The organism is Pontivivens insulae (genome assembly GCF_900302495.1).
In the GTDB taxonomy this organism is placed as follows: Bacteria; Pseudomonadota; Alphaproteobacteria; order Rhodobacterales; family Rhodobacteraceae; genus Pontivivens; species Pontivivens insulae.
This window is the reverse complement of sequence record NZ_OMKW01000004.1, coordinates 1-19,567: the sequence shown is the minus strand read 5'-3', so window position 1 is coordinate 19,567 and position 19,567 is coordinate 1. Positions and strand designations below refer to the sequence as shown.

Genomic DNA, 19,567 nt, shown 5'->3' with positions numbered 1-19,567 from the left:
GAAGATGGAGACGATGAGCAATAGCCCCGAAGGCTCTTCTACGGCGGCGCACCGCGCGCAGCCCGAGCCAGCCGACAGTCTGACGCGGCCCACGCCGCTTCTGTCCCGCCTCTTTCGCCGGCGCAATCCCGCCGCCGATCCCGTGCCTAGCCAGAACGCGATGGAAGCAGCGTCCGAAGCGGGCGCGCGCGAAATGCTCATCAATCTGCGCAACATGCGCGACAAGCGCGTTCAGGACGTGGCAGTGCCACGGGCCGACATTGCTGCAATCGCACAGGACGCCTCACTCGATGAGGTTATGGCGACCTACCGCGACAGTGGCTTCACCCGCTTGCCCGTCTACAACGACACGCTCGATGACCCGATCGGCTTTCTCCACCTCAAGGATCTTGCCCTTGGCTTTGCCTTTGGGGCCGAGGCGAAAGAGCCTGATCTTGCAGGTCTGGTGCGTCGCATCCTGTTCGTGCCCCCCTCCATGCCTCTGGGAGCGTTGCTCCAGCGGATGCAAAGCACGCGCATTCATATCGCGCTGGTGATTGACGAATATGGCGGCGTCGATGGTCTCGTCACCATCGAGGATCTGCTTGAGGAAATCGTCGGCAATATCGAAGACGAACACGACACCGAAGAGACCGCCCTCTGGCGGCGTGAGGATGACGGCACCTTCGTCGCCTCGGCCCGCGCGGAACTCGTCGATTTCGAAAAGGATGCAGGCGTCGACCTGCTGGCCGATGAACTGGACGAGGATGTGGACACGTTGGGGGGCCTTGTCTTCATGCTCACCGGTCGCATCCCCGAACGGGCCGAGGTGGTGACACATCCCGATGGTCATGAGTTCGAGGTTATCGACGCAGATACGAGGCGCATCAAGCGCATGCGCGTCCGCATCCATGATCCAGAGAAACCCGTACAGCAGGCAGCCGAATAGGCATGGCGTCCTCCGTACCTGCGCTCAGCCGTGCCTTGGACGGTCTTGGCCGCTGGCCACGCTTCTTCGTGACACTGCTCGCCGGTGCTGCGCTGACACTGGCACAGGCCCCATGGGGCGTCTGGCCGATCTATCTGCTCGCACTCCCCGTTCTTGTCTGGCTATGGCAGGGGCGCACCAGCTGGCAGGGGGCGGCGTGGACGGGCTGGGCCGCGGGCTTTGGCATGATGATCGTGGGCCTTTCATGGATACATGAAGCGTTCCTCGTCGATGCCGCACGGCACGGCTGGATGATCCCTTTCGCGATTGGCGGGCTTGCAGGCGGGCTTGCACTGTTCTGGGCGGCAGGTTTCGCACTGGCCCACCGGCTGACCACCCCCCAGACCCGGCGGGGATGGCACGGGATACTTGCACTTGCCACAGCGCTGACGCTGTTCGAGCTTGCACGCACCTATGTCCTCACGGGCTTTCCGTGGGGCCTCATCGCCTATGGCTGGCTCGACACGCCGGTCGCGCAGATGAGCGCGCTGATCGGACCGCACCTGCTGGGCTTTGCAACACTCCTGATGGGGGGGATGCTGGCCCTCTCCGGCAAGGGGCAATGGCCGAGCCTCGTCGCCATCGGCCTGTTCGGTCTGGGTTGGACCATGGGGCAAGCCCGTCTGGACACGCCCATCCCAGAGCGGGAAGAACCCTTCATCGTTCGCGTCGTCCAACCCAATGCAACCCAGCGGGAAAAATGGACGGCCGAGGGCATGCCAGTCTTCTACAACCGCGCCCTCGATGCATCGCGCGGCGGGGAATATGACGTCATTCTCTGGCCTGAAACCGCAGTCCCGCAACGCATTGAAACCCCGGCAGTGCAGGTCGCAGGATTGATCTATGCCTGGCAGGACATCGCACAGGCCACCGACGGCCGCCCCGCTCTGGTCGGCGCACGCCGGCGTGTGGAGGAACCGGGCTGGGCCAATTGGTACAACTCCATCGCCCTGGTGGCCGAGGATGGTCGGATCGCCGCCCATTACGACAAACATAGTCTCGTGCCCGGGGGGGAGTTCATTCCCTTCGACCGGCAGCTTTCACGGCTGGGTTTGCGTGGACTTGCCGCCGGCGGCACGGCGGGCGGCTTCGTCCCGGGCGACGGACCAACAACGCTGGAAATCGAGGGCCTCCCCCGTGCGCTGCCACTGATCTGCTATGAAGCAATCTTCCCACATGAACTGCGCGTGCCCGATCAGCCCCGCGCCGAATGGATTGCAGTGGTCACCAATGATGCCTGGTTTGGCACGTCCTCCGGCCCCCACCAACATCTGGCGCAATTGCGCTTCCGCTCGATCGAGCAGGGCCTGCCCGCGGCACGCGCCGCAAACACGGGCATTTCGGCCCTCATCGACCCGCGGGGCGCGCTTCTTCAAAGCCTCGCCATTGGTGAGCAGGGATTTCTGGAAGGGCCGTTGCCCGCAGCCATCGCAGCGCCACCCTACGCACGCGGCGGCGATCTGCCGGGGCTCGTGTTGCTGCTGGCGGTGTCCGCCGGGCTCTTGGTGATTCGCACACGCCCCTGAGGCGCCACTCTGGTTAATTTGTGATCACACAAAAATTGGTGTGATCACAGAGCCGCCGATACCCCGATCCGACCCCGGTTTTGCCCGCCCTTTGCATTTTGCCCCAGACGCCTGCGCGCATAGGTTCTTACGCAACGGCGCAACGGCCCTGCCCTTTGCGCAACGACATGAGCGAAAGGATCGGCCATGAACATCCACGAGTATCAGGCAAAGCAACTTCTCAAGGCCTATGGCGCCCCCGTCTCTGACGGCCGTGCGATCACCAAAGCCGAAGAAGCAAAAACCGCAGCGGGTGAACTCGACGGACCGCTCTGGGTCGTGAAGGCACAGATCCACGCCGGTGGCCGGGGCAAGGGCTCCTTCAAAGAGGAAAGCGCCGGTGAAAAGGGCGGCGTGCGCCTCGCCAAGTCGGTCGAGGAAGCCGCCGAGGAAGCGCAGAAGATGCTGGGCCGTACCCTCGTCACGCACCAGACCGGCCCGGCGGGCAAGCAGGTCAACCGCATCTACATCGAGGACGGCTCCGACATTGAGCGCGAACTCTACCTCTCCATGCTCGTCGACCGCGAAACCTCCCGCATCGCCTTCGTCTGCTCAACCGAAGGCGGCATGGACATCGAAGAAGTCGCTGCTGAGACGCCCGAAAAGATCATGTCTTTCGACGTTGACCCGGCCTCTGGCCTCTCCGGCTTCCACGGTCGTCAGGTTGCTTTCGCCCTCGGGCTGGAAGGCGCGCAGGTCAAGCAGTGCGTGAAGCTGGTGAACCAGCTTTACAAGCTGTTCACCGAAAAAGACCTCGAAATGCTTGAGATTAACCCACTGATCGTCACCGACAAAGGTGATCTGAAGTGCCTTGACTGCAAGATGGGCTTCGACGGCAACGCGCTCTACCGTCACCAGGACATCATGGCCCTGCGCGACGAGACCGAGGAAGACCCCAAGGAGCTTGCCGCCTCCAAGTTCGACCTGAACTACATCGCGCTCGACGGTGAAATCGGCTGCATGGTGAACGGCGCGGGTCTCGCCATGGCGACGATGGACATCATCAAGCTCTACGGTGCCGAGCCTGCCAACTTCCTCGACGTGGGCGGCGGCGCCACGAAGGAGAAGGTGACCGAAGCCTTCAAGATCATCACCTCCGATGAGAACGTGAAGGGCATCCTCGTCAACATCTTCGGCGGCATCATGCGGTGCGACGTCATCGCCGAGGGCGTGGTCGCCGCAGTGAAAGAGGTCGGCCTGCAAGTACCCCTCGTCGTCCGCCTCGAAGGCACGAATGTCGAGAAAGGCAAGGAGATCATCAACACCTCCGGCCTCGACGTCATCGCCGCCGACAACCTCGCCGACGCAGCCGAGAAGATCGTGAAGGCTGTGAAGGGCTAAGCGAGAGTGCGGGGGCGCTGGCACTGGCCGCCAAAGCCCCCGCAATTATCGACGGAAAGAACTAACGTGCCTCAAGCGTCTTACATTCCAGAAAATGGCTCCGCACTGGCCGCGCTGACCATGCCCGCTTTTGCATGTCGCAGCCAATGTTGGGAGCCAGACCCAAGCGTTGCGACTGGCATCTGTCGAGGTCTCAGCGTCCCTGTTTGCGTGCTGGGGGAGGATTTTGTGAGATGACCAACCCCATCCGCCCCTGCCCCTCCTGCACCAGTGCCGAAGCGAATACGCTCCCCGCGTTTTCGCAGGATGAGTGGCGCGTTGCGGAATGCACGTCATGTCGCTTCGTCTACCTGACGAACCCTCCAAGCTATGACGCGCTTGTCGAGGAATTTGCCTGGGAAAAGCAGATTGCCGAAGTGTCTGAGGCAAAACCGCGCAAGGGGGGCCGCTCTGCTGTCGCAAAAATGCGGGCAGGGCTTCGCAGCCTGCGGCCCACCCGCTCGGAGAAGTTTCTCAAGCTGCTGGGCGGCGGCAAGGTGCTCGACATCGGCTGCGGCGGCGGGCACCGGATGGAGCCGCCTTTCGTGCCCTATGGGATCGAAATCTCGAAAGCTCAGTATCAGATGTCAGACGAACTGATGCGCAGCCGCGGGGGCTATTGCATTCACGGCGCGGGCGCAGACGCGATCTGGGACTTTCCAGAGGGCCACTTCGACGCTGTCATGATGCATTCCTACCTGGAACACGAGGTTGAGGTCGATCGCGTGCTGCAAGGGGCCGCCCGCGCCCTGCGCCCGGGGGGCCGTGTCTATGTGCGCGTCCCGAATTTCGGCTCGGTCAACCGCAAGGTTCGGGGCCGCAAGTGGTGCGGCTTTCGCTGGCCGGACCATGTCAACTATTTCACCGCATCCTCCCTGCGCCGCGTGGCCGTGCGCGCCGGGTTCGAGATGCGCATCGTCAACCGCCTGAACCTGATGTTTGACGACAACATTCAGGCACTCCTCATCAAGCCGGACACCGCGCCGGCCCCGCAATCCTAAAGGAACGGAGGCTCCAATGGCCGTACTCGTCAATGAAAACACCAAGGTGATCTGTCAGGGCCTCACCGGCTCGCAGGGCACGTTCCACTCCGAGCAGGCGATTGCCTATGGCACCAAGATGGTCGGCGGCGTGACACCCGGTAAGGGCGGTTCCAGCCATATCGGCCTGCCGGTCTTTGACACGGTGGCCGAAGCGCGCCACGCAACGCAGGCCAATGCTACCGCGATCTACGTTCCGCCCCCCTTCGCCGCGGATGCGATCCTTGAGGCGATTGATGCGGAGATGGAGCTGATCGTCTGCATCACCGAGGGCATTCCGGTGCTCGACATGATGAAGGTGAAGCGCGCGCTTGAAGGCTCGAAATCCACGCTGATCGGCCCGAACTGCCCCGGTGTCATCACGCCGGATGCCTGCAAGATCGGCATCATGCCGGGCCACATCCACAAGCGCGGCTCCGTCGGCGTCGTCTCCCGCTCCGGCACACTGACTTACGAGGCGGTGGGCCAGACCACGGCAGCGGGCCTCGGCCAGTCGACCTGCATCGGCATCGGCGGCGACCCGATCAAGGGCATGGAGCATATCGACGCGCTCGAGCTGCTGCTGGGGGATGATGAGACCGAAAGCATCATCATGATCGGTGAGATCGGCGGCTCGGCCGAAGAAGACGCCGCGCAGTTCATCAAGGACGAGGCCAAGAAGGGCCGCGCCAAGCCCATCGCGGGCTTCATCGCGGGCCGCACGGCCCCTCCGGGCCGCCGCATGGGCCACGCAGGCGCGATCATCGCCGGCGGCAAAGGCGGTGCCGAGGACAAGATCGAAGCCATGAAGTCCGCAGGCTTCGTGGTGGCCGACAGCCCTGCAGGCCTCGGCGAGGCCGTGCTGAAGGCGATTGGGAAGTGAGATAAGACAGATGGGCTTTACCGAAGCGCTAGAACGTAACCTTTCGTCGCACTACGCCACCTTTAGCGGGCGTGCTTCGCGAAGTGAGTTTTGGTGGTTCTTTCTGGCCCTCTGTTTGATCAGCTTTCTTGCGGATCGAGCGGAACTAAGACTGCTCGGTCCCGAAAGCTTCTGGCTTTCCACGCTGATCTTCTTAGCACTAGTTCCGCCCACATTTGCGGTATCAGCGCGTCGCTTGCACGATACCGGAAGATCAGGCTGGTGGGGTGGGCTGGTGTGGGCGCCTTTGTATCTCAGCCCCGTTTTTCTGGGTGCGGCTAGCGTGGTGTTTGATGAACAACTGGCACTTTGGCTGCTTTTCATCGCTCTTGGATCACTGCTTTTTAGTATTCTGGCTCTGATCTTCTTCTACGTCCGCCGCAGCGATCCAGAAACAAACAAATACGGGCCGCCCCCTGGGTCGGTCTCAAAGGAATGATCCCGTAGGGATCGTATTTAGATTTGAACCCGGACGCCTTCCACGACGCCCGACAGGAGAAAAAAGATGACGGATCAGTCAAGTAACGACCAGTTCCATAACTCGTCCTTCCTGCAAGGGCACAACGCTGAATATGTCGAGCAGCTGCACGCGCGCTATGTCGCCGATCCGGCGAGCGTCGACGCAAGCTGGCAGGATTTCTTCGCCCAGCTTGATGAGGATGACGCCGCGCGCGATGCTGCCGCTGGTCCCTCCTGGGCGCGCACGGATTGGCCGCCAGTGCCGACAGGCGACATGGTGGCCGCTCTCACCGGAGAGTGGGACGAAGCCGCAACGCCAGAGAAACTCGCCAAGAAAGTGGTCGAGAAAGCGTCCGCGAAAGGTGCCGAGCTTTCGCAGGATCAGGTGCGCAAGGCCGTGACCGACTCGATCCGCGCGATCATGCTGATCCGCGCCTACCGGATCCGGGGGCATCTGGCTGCCAATCTCGATCCTCTGAACCTCAAGGATCCCGAAGACCATCCCGAACTGAAGCCTGAGAACTATGGCTTCACCAAAGATGACTATGACCGTCAGATCTTCATCGACAACGTTCTGGGGCTGGAGGTTGCGACCCTTCGCCAGATCGTCGAGATCCTGAAGGCGACCTATTGCGGCACCTTCGCCCTGCAATACATGCACATCTCGAACCCTGAGGAATCCCAGTGGCTCAAAGAACGGATCGAGGGTTACGGCAAGGAAATCGCCTTCACCAAACAGGGCCGCAAGGCGATCCTGAATAAGCTGGTGGAGGCCGAGGGCTTCGAGAAATTCCTGCACGTCAAGTACACCGGGACCAAGCGTTTCGGCCTCGACGGCGGTGAATCGCTGATCCCTGCGATGGAGCAGATCATCAAGCGCGGCGGCGCGCTGGGTGTTAAGGAAATCGTCATCGGCATGCCCCACCGGGGCCGTCTGTCGGTGCTCGCCAATGTGATGGCAAAGCCCTACCGCGCGATCTTCAACGAATTTCAGGGCGGATCGTTCAAGCCCGAGGATGTCGACGGCTCCGGCGATGTGAAATATCACCTCGGCGCATCCTCTGACCGCGATTTTGACGGTAATGAAGTGCACTTGTCGCTGACGGCCAACCCCTCCCACCTGGAGGCGGTGAACCCGGTCGTAATCGGCAAGGTCCGCGCAAAGCAGGAACAGCTGGGCGATGAAGAGCGGACACAGGTTATGCCCGTCCTGCTGCACGGTGATGCGGCCTTTGCCGGGCAAGGCGTCGTGGCGGAATGCTTCGGCCTCTCCGGCCTGCGCGGGCACAAGACCGGCGGCACGATCCATATCGTTGTGAACAACCAGATCGGTTTCACCACCTCGCCGCACAACTCCCGCTCCTCCCCCTACCCGACCGACATCGCGCTGATGGTTGAGGCCCCGATCTTCCACGTGAACGGTGATGACCCGGAAGCGGTTGTCCACGCGGCCAAGGTCGCGACGGAGTTCCGGCAGAAGTTCGGCAAAGACGTCGTGATCGACATGTTCTGCTACCGTCGATTTGGTCACAACGAGGGCGATGAACCGATGTTCACGCAGCCCTTGATGTACAAAAAGATCAAGACGCAGAAGACGACGTTGCAACTCTACACGGAACGTCTAATCCGCGACGGTCTGATCCCCGAGGGCGAGATCGAAGACGCGAAGGCCGCATTCCAGGCACACCTCAACGAAGAGTTCGAGGCTGGCAAAGAGTACAAGCCGAACAAGGCTGACTGGCTCGACGGCCGCTGGTCCCATATGGAGCGGCGCAAGGAAGAGTATCAGCGCGGCACCACCGCCGTGGACATGGACACGCTCAAGAAAGTCGGCGCGGCGCTTACCCGCCTGCCCGACGGCTACAAACCGCACCGCACCGTCTCTCGCCTGCTCGAAGCCAAGAAGGCGATGATTGAAAGCGGCAAGGGGCTCGACTGGGCCACGGCAGAAGCGCTGGCCTTTGGCTCCCTGCTGACCGAGGGGTATCCGGTGCGCCTCGCGGGTCAGGATTCCACCCGCGGCACCTTCTCCCAGCGCCATTCCGGCATCATCGACCAGGAGACGGAGGAGCGCTACCTGCCGCTCAACCACATCGAAAGCGGTCAAGCGGGCTATGAGGTCGTGGACTCCATGCTCTCCGAATACGCCGTGCTCGGCTTCGAATATGGCTACTCCCTCGCGGAACCGAACACGCTGACCCTTTGGGAAGCCCAGTTCGGCGACTTCGCCAATGGCGCGCAGATCATGATTGACCAGTTCATTTCGTCAGGCGAGTCCAAGTGGCTGCGCATGTCCGGCCTCGTGATGCTGCTGCCCCACGGCTATGAAGGGCAGGGACCGGAGCATTCGTCGGCCCGTCTGGAACGCTTCCTGCAACTCTGCGGGGGTGACAACTGGATCGTTGCGAACTGCACGACGCCAGCGAACTACTTCCACATCCTGCGCCGCCAGATTCACCGCAGCTTCCGCAAGCCGCTGGTGCTGATGACGCCGAAATCGCTGCTGCGTCACAAGATGGCCGTCAGCACGATGGAAGAACTGGCAGAGGGTTCGTCCTTCCACCGCGTCCTGTGGGACGATGCCCAGCACGGCAACTCGGACATGAAGCTCAAGGCCGATGACAAGATCAAGCGCGTCGTGATCAGCTCCGGCAAGGTCTACTATGACCTGCTCGCAGCACGCGACGAACAGGGCCTCGACGATGTCTACCTGATGCGGCTGGAACAGTTCTATCCGTTCCCCGCCCAGTCGATGAGCAAGGAACTGGCCCGCTTCCCCAATGCCGAAATTGTCTGGTGTCAGGAAGAGCCCAAGAACCAGGGCGCATGGTTCCATGTTGAGCCGAATATCGAATGGGTCCTGTCGCGTCAGGACAGCAAATCCAAGCGGGCGCGCTATGCCGGCCGCTCCGCCAGCGCCTCGCCCGCGACGGGCCTGGCCTCTCAGCACAAATATGAACAGGAAGCGCTTGTGAACGACGCGCTGACCGGAGAAGGAAACTAAGATGAGCACCGAAGTCCGCGTCCCCGCCCTCGGCGAATCCGTCACTGAAGCCACTGTCGCCACCTGGTTCAAGAAGCCCGGCGACGCCGTAGCTGTTGACGAAATGCTCTGCGAGCTTGAGACCGACAAGGTCACGGTAGAGGTCCCGGCCTCTGTCGCTGGCACACTCGGAGAGATCGTCGCCGCCGAAGGGGAAACCGTCGGGGTGAATGCCCTGCTCGCCACGATCAGTGAGGGGGAGGGCGCCGCCCCTGCCCCGGCCGCCGCTGCGAAAGAAGACGCACCCGCCGCCGCCGAGGCGCCCAAGGGCCATATCGACGTCCCCGTCCCCTCTCTGGGCGAAAGCGTGACGGAAGCGACCGTCGCCAGCTGGTTCAAGAAGGTCGGCGACACTGTCGAGGCGGATGAGATGATCGCCGAGCTGGAAACCGACAAGGTCTCTGTTGAGGTTCCCGCCCCGCAGGCCGGAACCATCGCCAAGTTGCTGGTCGAGGAAGGCGGCACCGTTCAGGCGGGCGGCATCCTCGCCGAACTGTCCGCAGAGGGCGCAGCCGCCCCTGCTCCGAAGGCGGAGGCGCCTGCCGCTGCTCCAGCAGCCGCCAGCGGTTCCAAGGATGTCGAGAACGCGCCGTCGGCCAACAAGATGATGGCCGAAAAGGGTCTGACCGCCGATCAGGTCACCGGCACCGGCCGCGATGGCCGCATCATGAAGGAAGACGTCATGAAGGCTGCTGCCGCACCGAAAGCCGCCGCACCGGCACCCGCTGCACCGCGCGCGCCATCCCCGGCAGAGGATGCGGCCCGCGAAGAGCGTGTGAAGATGACGCGCCTGCGCCAGACCATCGCCCGCCGCCTGAAGGATGCGCAGAACACCGCCGCCATGCTCACCACCTATAACGAGGTGGACATGAAGGCCGTGATGGACCTGCGCAAGAAGTACAAGGACGAGTTCGAGAAGAAGCACGGCGTGCGCCTCGGCTTCATGTCCTTCTTCACCAAGGCCTGTATCCACGCGCTGAAAGAAGTGCCCGAGGTGAATGCGGAGATTGACGGCACCGATGTCGTCTACAAGAACTTCGTCCATATGGGTGTCGCCGCTGGCACGCCCACGGGCCTCGTCGTGCCGGTGATCCGCGATGCCGATCAGATGTCCTTTGCGGGCATCGAGAAGAAGATCGGTGAGATGGGCAAAAAGGCCCGCGACGGCAAGCTCAGCATGGCAGAAATGCAGGGCGGCACCTTCACCATCTCCAACGGTGGCGTCTACGGCTCGCTCATGTCCTCGCCAATCCTGAACCCGCCACAGTCGGGCATCCTCGGCATGCACAAGATCCAGGACCGCCCGGTCGTGGTGAACGGCGAAATCGTCATCCGCCCGATGATGTACCTGGCCCTCAGCTACGACCACCGCATCGTGGACGGCAAAGGCGCTGTGACGTTCCTCGTCCGCGTAAAAGAAGCGCTGGAAGATCCCCAGCGCCTGCTGATGGACCTGTAAGAAAGCCACGTCCCGGCCACCGAGCCGGGACCACTCTGAACATCACGCCCCCGGATCAAGTCCGGGGCATGCCACCGCCTAAGGAGAGCGCATCAAATGCCCACTCTCAACAACATAGGGCAGCGCCCGACCCGAGGGTGGGCGAGAAGCGCCCGCCCTGGGGGGCGGGTCGGGCGCTGCCCGGCGATGCCGGGCGAGGCAATTCGACCGTGAGAAGTGAGTCGATTGCAAACGTGCGCTCGGGAGCACTGCGCCGCTGGACTTCGTCAATCATGCGGGTGATTTTTCCTCCAATTATCACGGCACCCCACCCGAGTGATCCGAACCAGCGCATTGGCGCAGACGGGCGAAGGGGCATCTATTATGCCGTTTTGTCACTTCGAATTGTGCTCTGGGTTGAGATTTCTATATTCGTTCTACTGCTTTTTCTGAGTGTAATCGGCATTAAGGATTACGAAGAAACGGCGCTGATGATCATCGTCGATTTATTTTTGAAGTATGCGATACTATACGGCGTGAAGCGGCGCAGTTTGATCGCTGCCTATGCATCATATGTGGTTTGCATACTTACATTTCTCACCACGGTTCCGACTCTCACTCAGGGGCCACCTTCAAGCTCAGTAGGCGGATTGATATTTTCGATACTTTCGATCGTCCTCGCATATGGCTGCTGGCTTTACCGCAAAGACGCAAAGAAGCTCGAAAGAGGCGGCGAATGAACCTCCTCTGGCTCCAGACCGGCGAGAGCATGCCGCTCGTCCTGCTCGCGCTCTTTTGCGTGACCAGCATCATGCAGGGGGCCTACATCCTTTATAAGAAGGGGGCAACGATGCAGCGTCTCGACGTTACCCTCGCAGGTCTCAGCCAGAATTGGAGACACGCATGACCCCCGAACTCACCGCCCTCGCCTGCGCCGCCCTTCTCCAGATCGTCCAGTTCGTGCTGATGGCAGTTCCCGCCAATCTCGAACTTGGCGCGGGCAAAACCCTGTCGCCGCGCGACAAGGGGCGGATGGAGGATCAGCTTTCTCCGCGTAATGCGCGCCTCTACCGCGCGCTCAACAACCATTTCGAAGGGCTAATCCTGTTCACTATTGCCGTGCTCGTCATTCAGCTCAGTGGACAGAACTCAGCCTTCACCGCCGGGTGCGCTGCGGCCTATGTCGTGTCGCGCATTCTCTACGTGCCCGCCTATGCGTTTGGCTGGGTGCCATGGCGCACGCTTATCTGGCTCGTTGGCTTTCTGGCCACCGCGCTCATGCTCATCGTCGCTCTGTTCTGAGCGGTGTTAACCAACTGCCGGAGTGCATATCTCCGGTGTACGGGTGGTGTACGGTCTGTGTACGCTTTGTGCACACCAGATTTCGCCCGTTAACCAAATTAGGAGAGCCAAATGGCCGACTATGATGTGATCGTTATCGGAGCAGGCCCCGGCGGCTATGTCTGCGCCATCCGCTGCGCGCAACTGGGCCTGAAAACCGCATGTGTCGAAGGGCGGGAGACGCTGGGCGGCACCTGCCTCAACGTGGGCTGCATCCCGTCAAAGGCGATGCTGCACGCCTCTGAGCTGTACCACGAAGCCACTGAGAACTTTGCGAAAATGGGCCTGATGGGCAAATCACCCTCTGTCGATCTGCCCAAAATGCTGGAATACAAACAGTCCTCCGTCGACAGCAACACCAGCGGCATCGAGTTTCTGTTCAAAAAGAACAAGGTCGATTGGCTCAAGGGCTACGGCTCCATCCCCGAAGCGGGCAAGGTCAAGGTCGGTGATAAGGTTCACACCGCGAAAAACATCGTAATCGCAACGGGTTCCGAGGCGGCAAGCCTTCCCGGCGTTGAGGTGGACGAGAAAGTCGTCGTCACCTCCACCGGCGCTTTGGAACTGAAGAAAGTCCCGGGCAAGATGGTCGTCATCGGCGGCGGCGTGATCGGCCTCGAACTCGGCTCGGTCTACTCACGCCTTGGCTCCGAAGTCACCGTCGTTGAATTCCAGGACCACATCATCCCCGGCTCAGACGGCGAGATCTCCAAGCAGTTCCTTAAGATGCTGAAAAAGCAGGGGCTTAAGTTCGAACTGAACGCTGCGGTGCAGGGCACGTCCGTGAAAAACGGCAAGGCCACCGTCACCTACAAAAAGCGTAAGGATGACAGCGAACACACGCTCGACGCCGATGTTGTGCTGCTCGCCACCGGCCGCCGCCCCTACACCTCCGGCCTGGGGCTTGAGGAACTGGGCGTGGAAATGGAGCGTGGGATGGTCAAGACAGACGCCCATTGGTCCAGCAATATCAAGGGCATCTATGCCATTGGCGATGTGATCTCCGGCCCCATGCTCGCCCACAAGGCTGAGGATGAGGGCATGGCCGTCGCCGAAACCATCGCCGGTCAGCATGGCCACGTTAACTACTCTGTAATCCCTGGTGTGATCTACACCCACCCGGAGGTCGCAAATGTCGGCCAGACAGAGGAGCAGCTGAAGGCTGAGGGCCGCAAGTACAAGGTTGGCAAGTTCCCGTTCATGGGCAACGCACGGGCGAAATCGCATTTTGCCGGTGAGGGCTTCGTCAAGATCCTCGCAGATGCGGAGACCGACCGCATCCTCGGCGCGCATCTGATCGGCCCGATGGCCGGTGATCTGATCCACGAGGTCTGCGTCGCGATGGAGTTTGGTGCAGCTGCCGAAGACCTCGCCCGCACCTGCCACGCGCACCCGACCTTCTCCGAAGCGATGCGTGAGGCCGCCCTAGCGTGCGGCGATGGCGCGATCCACGCCTGAGGTCAGGCCCTTACAAATGGATCTGGCGAATGCGGTTTGCCAGATCCGCAACCACATCGGGCAGAGGCGCCCGCTGATTGAGAAACAGTGACACCTCGCGTTGCTGAGAAAGACCGGTCACGGGGCGAAATCCCAGCACGCCCGGCGCCAAGCGCACCACAGACTCCGGCAATACTGTCACCCACTTCCCTGTCCGCAGCAAAGCGATCAGAGACAGGGTGTTGTGAACTGTCGCCCCGCTGCGCGCGCCGGGATCAATGCCGTGTTGCCGCGCTAAGTCATTGTGAAGACATGGCGCATTCGCAAGATCGCGCAGATCGAGCGGTTCTGCTCTCACCATAAGCGGGTGGTCCACATGGGCGACCATACCGAACTTGTCCTGAAAAAGCGGCTCCTGATGAATCTGGTTCAGCGTGGGCTGTCCGGACGCCACGCCGATATCGACGACACCACGCACCAGTGCCTCCAGCACGGCTTGACTGTCTGCGTCCCGCAATTCGACCTGTACTTGCGGATAGTGACTTTGCAGATAGGTGAGAACCTCGTCGAACAAGGCCCCAGCGGCTGAGGGGACCGCGGCGATGCGGACAATGCCGCCGGGGGCGCGGGCAGACCGCTCCATTGCGTTTACCGCTTCGTCAAATTGCGCAAGTTGCGCGCGAGCCAACTCGAACACCTCTGCACCAAGCGGGGTCAAGCGGCTCTTACGATCACTTTCAAAGAGGGGCGCGCCCAGATGCTCCTCTAGCTGCTTCACCATGACGGAAACGGCGGACGGACTGCGGCCAAGCCGGGCGGCTGCATCGGAAAGATGGCCCGCCTCAGCGACGGCGCTGAAACACCGCAGCATATCGATCTTGATTGTCATGGCTTCGGATTTTCCGAATTTGACTTGCGGAATTTGAGTTTGACCGATGTTTACATCCCCGTCCATCCTGCTCGCAGCGAAACAAGGATCGAACATGACTGAGACGAAGCAAAACTACATTGCGGGCGCGTGGGTTTCAGGGGAAAGCACAGTCGAGAACCGGAGCCCCTCCGACCTCAGCGATTTGATCGGACATTTCGCCCAAGCCTCGCGCGATCAGTTGGACTGCGCGTTGGAGTGCGCCAAGGTTGCACAAGCCGAGTGGGCCGCCTACGGCATGGAGCGAAAGCAAGCCGTGCTGGACGCCATTGGACGCGAAATGATGGCCCGCGCGGAAGAGCTGGGCACGCTCCTGTCTCGTGAAGAGGGTAAGCCGTTGGCCGAAGGGAAGGGTGAGGTTTATCGCGCAGGTCAGTTCTTCACCTATTACGCGGCAGAGTGTCTGCGGCAACTGGGTGAAAATGCCGATTCCGTCCGACCAGGTGTGGAGATCGATGTGCGGCGCGAGCCGGTCGGGACGGTGGCTGTCATTTCCCCTTGGAATTTCCCGACCGCGACGGCCTCGTGGAAAATTGCGCCCGCACTTTGCTATGGCAACGCGGTTGTCTGGAAGCCAGCCAATGTAACGCCTGCCTCTGCCGTGGCACTGACAGAGATTATCGCGAAGCAAGACATTCCTGCCGGGCTCTTCAGCCTCGTCATGGGCGCCGGGAGCACCATCGGGCAACGCCTGGTCGAAAGCCCGATGATCGACGCGGTTAGCTTCACCGGTTCGGTCCCGGTCGGAAAAGGGATTGCGGCGAGCGCCATTGCAAATCTGACCAAGGTACAGATGGAGATGGGCTCGAAGAATGCATTCGTCATCATGGATGACGGCGATCTGGACCTTGGCGTTAGCCTGTCTTTGGCAGGCGCTTTTGGGGGAACAGGCCAGAAATGCACAGCTTCCTCACGCCTGATCGTGCACGAGGCGGTGCACGATGCTTTTGTAGAAAAGCTCGTCGCAGGCGCAGAAAAGATGATCGTGGGGCATGCGCTGGAGCCCGGCACACAGATCGGCCCCGTCGTCAGCGAAGCGCAATTGAACGAAAACCTTGACTGGGTCAAGCGTGGTGTCGCTGAAGGCGCCGAACTGGCGACTGGCGGTGTTCGTGTCGAGCGCTCTACCGAAGGGTATTACATGACACCTGGCATCTTCCTGAACACGACAAATCAAATGGTTATCAATCGGGAAGAGATGTTTGCGCCCCTGACTTCCGTGATCAAAGTCGGCTCTTATGAAGAAGCTGTTGATACAGTCAATGATACACGGTTCGGCCTGACATCGGGGATCGTCACGAAAAGCCTCGCCCGCGCGACACATTTCCGCCGCAACGCCCGCACAGGCGTAGTCACGGTGAACCTGCCGACGGCTGGAACCGATTATCACGTGCCGTTCGGAGGCCGAGGGCAAAGTAGCTATGGCCCACGTGAACAGGGCAAGGCCGCGGCGGAATTCTATACGACCGTAAAGACAGCCTATATCGCTGCAGGCGAGCCAGAGTGATGCGCATTGACGGGCTGCAATATGCCAACTGGTCAGAGAATATCTTTCGCCAGATGCGGGAGGGTGGTGTGGACGCCGTGCACGTCACCATCGCCTATCACGAGAACTTCCGGGAGACGGTGCTCAATTTCGAGCGCTGGAATCGGTGGTTAGAGCAGTATCCGGACCTGATCATGAAGGGGCTGAATGCAGCGGATATTGATCGCGCGCGCGACAGCGGGCGAACAGCGATATTCTTTGGGTTTCAGAACCCCTCCCCCATCGAAGACGATATTGGCCTGGTGGAGATTGTGCACACGCTCGGCGCGCGCTTCATGCAGTTGACCTATAACAATCAATCGCTACTGGCGACGGGCTGCTATGAAGAGGAAGATAGCGGCATCACCCGGATGGGACGACAGGTGATAAAGGAGATGAACCGCGTTGGCCTGGTGATCGACATGAGCCATTCCGGCGACCGCTCTACCATCGAGGCGGCTGAACTGTCAGAGCGGCCCATCGCCATCACGCACGCGAACCCCCATGACTGGCAGCCTGCATTGCGCAACAAACCGCATGAGGTGATCGAGGCTGTCACCCGGCGCGGCGGTATGCTGGGATTTTCGCTCTACCCCCACCACCTAAAGGATAAGAGCGACTGCACGCTTGAGAGCTTTTGCCACATGATTGCAGAGACAGGCGCGCGTTACGGTTTCGAGCATATCGGGATTGGGTCCGATCTGTGCCAGGATCAACCTGACAGCGTGGTGGAGTGGATGCGCGTGGGCCGTTGGAGCAAGGAAATCGACTATGGAGAGGGATCGGCCAGCGCGCCGGGCTTCCCGCCCATGCCGACCTGGTTTCAGGACAATCGCGACTTCATCAATATCGAACGCGGATTAGGCAATGCAGGCCTCAGCGCCGAGCAAGTTGCGGGTGTGATGGGCGGCAACTGGTACCGCTTCTTCGCAGAGAATTTCGGGGCGCGATCATGAACGCCCCGGTGCAACGCCGCCCACCGCAAGAGGTCATGCGCCTCGAACGGCTGGGCGCGTTACACCAGTGCCGGCTCAGCTTCATGCGCCAGCTCACCCGCCGGATGGCGCGTGAAGGATGGAGTTTTTCGCGTCCCCGGTTTGAGATCGACCGCAACGGTGTGGGTTATGCGGTCTATTCAGCACATGGTCCTGAACGGACCTATTCCTTGGTGGCATTTGCGCATGATTTGCCCGACTCGCTACGTTCTGACCGGGTGATTGCAGAGGCCTGGGATACGACCTTTGCGCTATTCGATGGGGCGCCCACAGAGGATGATATCTCGCGCCTGCGCGCCAATGTCCCGCTACAGGAGGCGGGGCGGATCACAGAACGCGAACTGACGCTATCGCGCGCCAATCGCTCTACCCGGCTGTGGTCCCACGTGGTCGAACGGCTTGCGGCCGGGTTGCAGCCAGACCCGGCGCAATTGGCAGAAACCGGCTATTTGATGCGCACAACAGCCGTCTATGGCTCAGGTAAATTCGGTGCAGCAGATCGGGAGTATCTCGCAGATCGGCGGGAGCTTCAGCCCCCGTTCCAAGCGGAGATGTTAACCGTCTATCTGATCCGTACATTCGTGCGCGATTTGGTGGAGCATATGGCGCAGCAGGTCGGCGGTGATGACGCCGTTTGCCTGTCCTCTGCCAATGCGCGCCTTCTTGGCATCGGCAATTCGACCGGCCTCGGCATGGCACCGTTTCTCGTCAATCATCCGGTCCTGTTCAACAATTGGATCATGGCGCGGGAAGAAGCGCTGGCGCGCGTTCTTTCTGAAACGTCAGCAACGCCTGAAGCGATCGGGATCTTCGAGGCTTGTCTAAACGGGGCTGATGAAACCGTGGCTCGTTGGAACAGCGCCCATCCCAGACAGGCAGAGCGCTGCGCGGAATTGCGTAATGATCTGGCGGCGCTGCGTCACTACCTCGCCGAAGCGTCATTGACCCAGCCGACACCGTGGAAAGCGCTGGCCGCATGGGCCTCCGAAACCTTGAGCATTGAGGGGCAGGAGCTGCTGAACTCACTGATGCTTGAGCCTTATCCTGATCTGGTGGACGGGCTTGCTGACTGTATGAGCGATGTGACCGAGCAAGGCTTTCGCATCAACGGTCGAATGACAGTCGGTGAGGTGCTCAGACTGTTGCAGGAAAGCTTTGGCTGGGCGTTGGAGCGCGACTGGAGTGAGTCCCCGCAGATCGCTCGGGCTTGGTATGTATCTGAGGAAAAGCTTGAACCGCGTCTCGGCGAACGGTTTGAGGAACCGATTGAACCTTACGAACAACCCCTTGCGCCGGCACGAGATGCGGCACTTGCCCATCAGGTTTTGGAACACTGGGATGCGGGCACAGAGATCGCGGAATTCCTGGTCAAACATCCAGAACATCGCCATACGGTGCGGCGTGCGCAAATCTGTGCCTTCGCCCCTTATGGTGAAATTCGCGACAACACCATCGCGGCGGACATGATGCCCATCGACATGCTGCGCGCGAAACTGTCCTTCTTTGGTGCGACCTGTTTTGACCCGCGCTCTGACCGATGGTTGCGCATTTGCATGTATGCTGGCGCGCCCTACCCAGACGAATTGTGCGATTGGAATTGTGATCGCTGGGTCTATCCGTGCCCGATCCAATGACCCTCTCGCTGAACGAAGTACAATCGCTTGCCCGCAAGGCTGCGCGCGGCGCTGGCTTCAGTTGGGGCATGGCAGACGAGGCCGGGCGGGCCGTGCGGTTTCTGCATGAATGGGGACTCGACGGCGCAGCGACCCTCACCTTTCTTTTAGACAACCGTGGCACCGTCGTCGGCCAATGCGGCCTGACGCTCGCCTGCCGACTCAGCGATCAACCGCCGCGTGGCCGCGAAGAGCATGTTGATGTGATAGCGCCAGCGCTCCTGCTCTTTGGATTGGGAAGTTCAGGATTTCGTATGACTTGGCAGGACGGGTTCGCCTACGTTGGCGAAGGGCTATCAGTCGTCGGAACCCTTCCAGCTCGCGGGACAATGATAGTCGAACCCTGCGGAACGAATAGCTCCCACACCTCAATCTGCCATAGAGCGACGTGCGACGACACCGCACTTACCAAGCTGGAGCTGTTTGCACGTCGCACCTACGCACCAGCCACAGAACAATCCCGCACACTGGGCGCGGGTGGCGCCGACGACTGAACGCCGCCCTCGAAAACCATCTTTTCGGATGAGGGCAGTCTGTTCCCAGGACTTGCCGGACTGATCAGCACGAGTGATGATCATTCGTCCATTTGGGGTCACTGTCACATCCGCGAACTCTAGCAGTCCTGCGATCCCGGTTGGGCGCGATCGTCATTAATAGAGCAGACGACACGAACATGTGTAACGTCGCCCAAAACACTGTCATCAACATCTAGCTTGCTGCACCCAATGCGCACACCGGCGACAAAAAAGGCGTCGTTGATTTGGCGTCGTGATTGAGTTTTGTGGTGACGGCAAGTATGGGCGCTTGCGCGCACTCATGTTCTTGCAATGCTTTTGATTTGGTTGCGGGGGTAGGATTTGAACCTACGACCTTCA

Annotated in this window: 17 protein-coding genes; 16 read left to right on the top strand and 1 reads right to left on the bottom strand. The window is 60.8% G+C overall.

From position 1 onward, the window contains the following. Positions 1–13: 13 nt before the first annotated feature. From POI8812_RS14140 to lpdA, 12 genes are all read left to right on the top strand, one after another. On the top strand, positions 14–928 hold the full coding sequence (locus POI8812_RS14140) for a hemolysin family protein (RefSeq protein WP_108783755.1): 915 nt from the start codon (positions 14–16) through the stop codon (positions 926–928). 2 nt (positions 929–930) lie between these two features. Continuing rightward, on the top strand, positions 931–2,493 hold the full coding sequence (lnt, locus tag POI8812_RS14135; RefSeq protein ID WP_108783270.1) for an apolipoprotein N-acyltransferase: 1,563 nt from the start codon (positions 931–933) through the stop codon (positions 2,491–2,493). Between the two features lie 186 nt (positions 2,494–2,679). Next, positions 2,680–3,873, top strand: a complete 1,194-nt coding sequence (gene sucC, locus POI8812_RS14130; RefSeq protein WP_108783269.1) for an ADP-forming succinate--CoA ligase subunit beta — start codon at positions 2,680–2,682, stop codon at positions 3,871–3,873. A 233-nt stretch (positions 3,874–4,106) separates the two neighbouring features. Then, positions 4,107–4,913, top strand: coding sequence for a class I SAM-dependent methyltransferase (locus POI8812_RS14125; RefSeq protein WP_162844969.1), 807 nt, complete (start codon positions 4,107–4,109; stop codon positions 4,911–4,913). A gap of 16 nt (positions 4,914–4,929) precedes the next feature. After that, on the top strand, positions 4,930–5,814 hold the full coding sequence (sucD, locus tag POI8812_RS14120; RefSeq protein ID WP_108783267.1) for a succinate--CoA ligase subunit alpha: 885 nt from the start codon (positions 4,930–4,932) through the stop codon (positions 5,812–5,814). Positions 5,815–5,824: 10 nt separating this feature from the next. Beyond that, positions 5,825–6,292: a DUF805 domain-containing protein gene (locus POI8812_RS14115; RefSeq protein ID WP_108783266.1), complete on the top strand. Its 468-nt coding sequence runs from the start codon at positions 5,825–5,827 to the stop codon at positions 6,290–6,292. A 66-nt stretch (positions 6,293–6,358) separates the two neighbouring features. Next, complete coding sequence (locus POI8812_RS14110) at positions 6,359–9,316, top strand: 2-oxoglutarate dehydrogenase E1 component (RefSeq protein ID WP_108783265.1); 2,958 nt, start codon at positions 6,359–6,361, stop codon at positions 9,314–9,316. A gap of 1 nt (position 9,317) precedes the next feature. Continuing rightward, complete coding sequence (gene odhB / locus POI8812_RS14105; RefSeq protein WP_108783264.1) at positions 9,318–10,814, top strand: 2-oxoglutarate dehydrogenase complex dihydrolipoyllysine-residue succinyltransferase; 1,497 nt, start codon at positions 9,318–9,320, stop codon at positions 10,812–10,814. A 137-nt stretch (positions 10,815–10,951) separates the two neighbouring features. Then, complete coding sequence (locus tag POI8812_RS14100) at positions 10,952–11,533, top strand: hypothetical protein (protein WP_146186177.1); 582 nt, start codon at positions 10,952–10,954, stop codon at positions 11,531–11,533. Continuing rightward, positions 11,530–11,700, top strand: a complete 171-nt coding sequence (locus POI8812_RS17730; RefSeq protein ID WP_162844968.1) for a hypothetical protein — start codon at positions 11,530–11,532, stop codon at positions 11,698–11,700. Before POI8812_RS14100 ends, POI8812_RS17730 begins: the two co-directional genes overlap by 4 nt. Further along, the gene (locus tag POI8812_RS14095) at positions 11,697–12,095 is read left to right on the top strand and encodes an MAPEG family protein (RefSeq protein WP_108783262.1); all 399 of its coding nucleotides are present in this window, start codon (positions 11,697–11,699) and stop codon (positions 12,093–12,095) included. Before POI8812_RS17730 ends, POI8812_RS14095 begins: the two co-directional genes overlap by 4 nt. Before the next feature lie 111 nt (positions 12,096–12,206). Then, complete coding sequence (lpdA, locus tag POI8812_RS14090; protein ID WP_108783261.1) at positions 12,207–13,592, top strand: dihydrolipoyl dehydrogenase; 1,386 nt, start codon at positions 12,207–12,209, stop codon at positions 13,590–13,592. A gap of 10 nt (positions 13,593–13,602) precedes the next feature. Here the strand turns inward: lpdA and POI8812_RS14085 are convergent, their stop codons facing one another. Beyond that, positions 13,603–14,460, bottom strand: coding sequence for a LysR family transcriptional regulator (locus POI8812_RS14085; protein ID WP_162844967.1), 858 nt, complete (start codon positions 14,458–14,460; stop codon positions 13,603–13,605). A 94-nt stretch (positions 14,461–14,554) separates the two neighbouring features. Here POI8812_RS14085 and POI8812_RS14080 point away from each other — a divergent pair, with 94 nt between their 5' ends. The 4 genes from POI8812_RS14080 to POI8812_RS17835 are packed head-to-tail and all read left to right on the top strand — an operon-like array spanning position 14,555 to position 19,186. Further along, complete coding sequence (locus POI8812_RS14080; protein ID WP_108783259.1) at positions 14,555–16,006, top strand: aldehyde dehydrogenase family protein; 1,452 nt, start codon at positions 14,555–14,557, stop codon at positions 16,004–16,006. Beyond that, on the top strand, positions 16,006–16,980 hold the full coding sequence (locus POI8812_RS14075) for a membrane dipeptidase (protein WP_108783258.1): 975 nt from the start codon (positions 16,006–16,008) through the stop codon (positions 16,978–16,980). Before POI8812_RS14080 ends, POI8812_RS14075 begins: the two co-directional genes overlap by 1 nt. Continuing rightward, positions 16,977–18,653: a hypothetical protein gene (locus tag POI8812_RS14070; protein ID WP_108783257.1), complete on the top strand. Its 1,677-nt coding sequence runs from the start codon at positions 16,977–16,979 to the stop codon at positions 18,651–18,653. Before POI8812_RS14075 ends, POI8812_RS14070 begins: the two co-directional genes overlap by 4 nt. Next, positions 18,638–19,186 carry a DUF3726 domain-containing protein gene (locus POI8812_RS17835; RefSeq protein WP_245895428.1) on the top strand — a complete coding sequence of 183 codons (549 nt, stop codon included), beginning with the start codon at positions 18,638–18,640 and terminating at the stop codon, positions 19,184–19,186. Before POI8812_RS14070 ends, POI8812_RS17835 begins: the two co-directional genes overlap by 16 nt. The last annotated feature ends 381 nt before the right edge of the window (positions 19,187–19,567 follow it).

Coding starts and splice junctions, on each gene's coding strand:
- POI8812_RS14140 (WP_108783755.1), top strand. CDS start 14: ATGAGCAATAGCCCCGAAGGCTCTTCTACGGCGGCGCACCGCGCGCAG.
- lnt (WP_108783270.1), top strand. CDS start 931: ATGGCGTCCTCCGTACCTGCGCTCAGCCGTGCCTTGGACGGTCTTGGC.
- sucC (WP_108783269.1), top strand. CDS start 2,680: ATGAACATCCACGAGTATCAGGCAAAGCAACTTCTCAAGGCCTATGGC.
- POI8812_RS14125 (WP_162844969.1), top strand. CDS start 4,107: ATGACCAACCCCATCCGCCCCTGCCCCTCCTGCACCAGTGCCGAAGCG.
- sucD (WP_108783267.1), top strand. CDS start 4,930: ATGGCCGTACTCGTCAATGAAAACACCAAGGTGATCTGTCAGGGCCTC.
- POI8812_RS14115 (WP_108783266.1), top strand. CDS start 5,825: ATGGGCTTTACCGAAGCGCTAGAACGTAACCTTTCGTCGCACTACGCC.
- POI8812_RS14110 (WP_108783265.1), top strand. CDS start 6,359: ATGACGGATCAGTCAAGTAACGACCAGTTCCATAACTCGTCCTTCCTG.
- odhB (WP_108783264.1), top strand. CDS start 9,318: ATGAGCACCGAAGTCCGCGTCCCCGCCCTCGGCGAATCCGTCACTGAA.
- POI8812_RS17730 (WP_162844968.1), top strand. CDS start 11,530: ATGAACCTCCTCTGGCTCCAGACCGGCGAGAGCATGCCGCTCGTCCTG.
- POI8812_RS14095 (WP_108783262.1), top strand. CDS start 11,697: ATGACCCCCGAACTCACCGCCCTCGCCTGCGCCGCCCTTCTCCAGATC.
- lpdA (WP_108783261.1), top strand. CDS start 12,207: ATGGCCGACTATGATGTGATCGTTATCGGAGCAGGCCCCGGCGGCTAT.
- POI8812_RS14085 (WP_162844967.1), bottom strand. CDS start 14,460: ATGACAATCAAGATCGATATGCTGCGGTGTTTCAGCGCCGTCGCTGAG.
- POI8812_RS14080 (WP_108783259.1), top strand. CDS start 14,555: ATGACTGAGACGAAGCAAAACTACATTGCGGGCGCGTGGGTTTCAGGG.
- POI8812_RS14075 (WP_108783258.1), top strand. CDS start 16,006: ATGCGCATTGACGGGCTGCAATATGCCAACTGGTCAGAGAATATCTTT.
- POI8812_RS14070 (WP_108783257.1), top strand. CDS start 16,977: ATGAACGCCCCGGTGCAACGCCGCCCACCGCAAGAGGTCATGCGCCTC.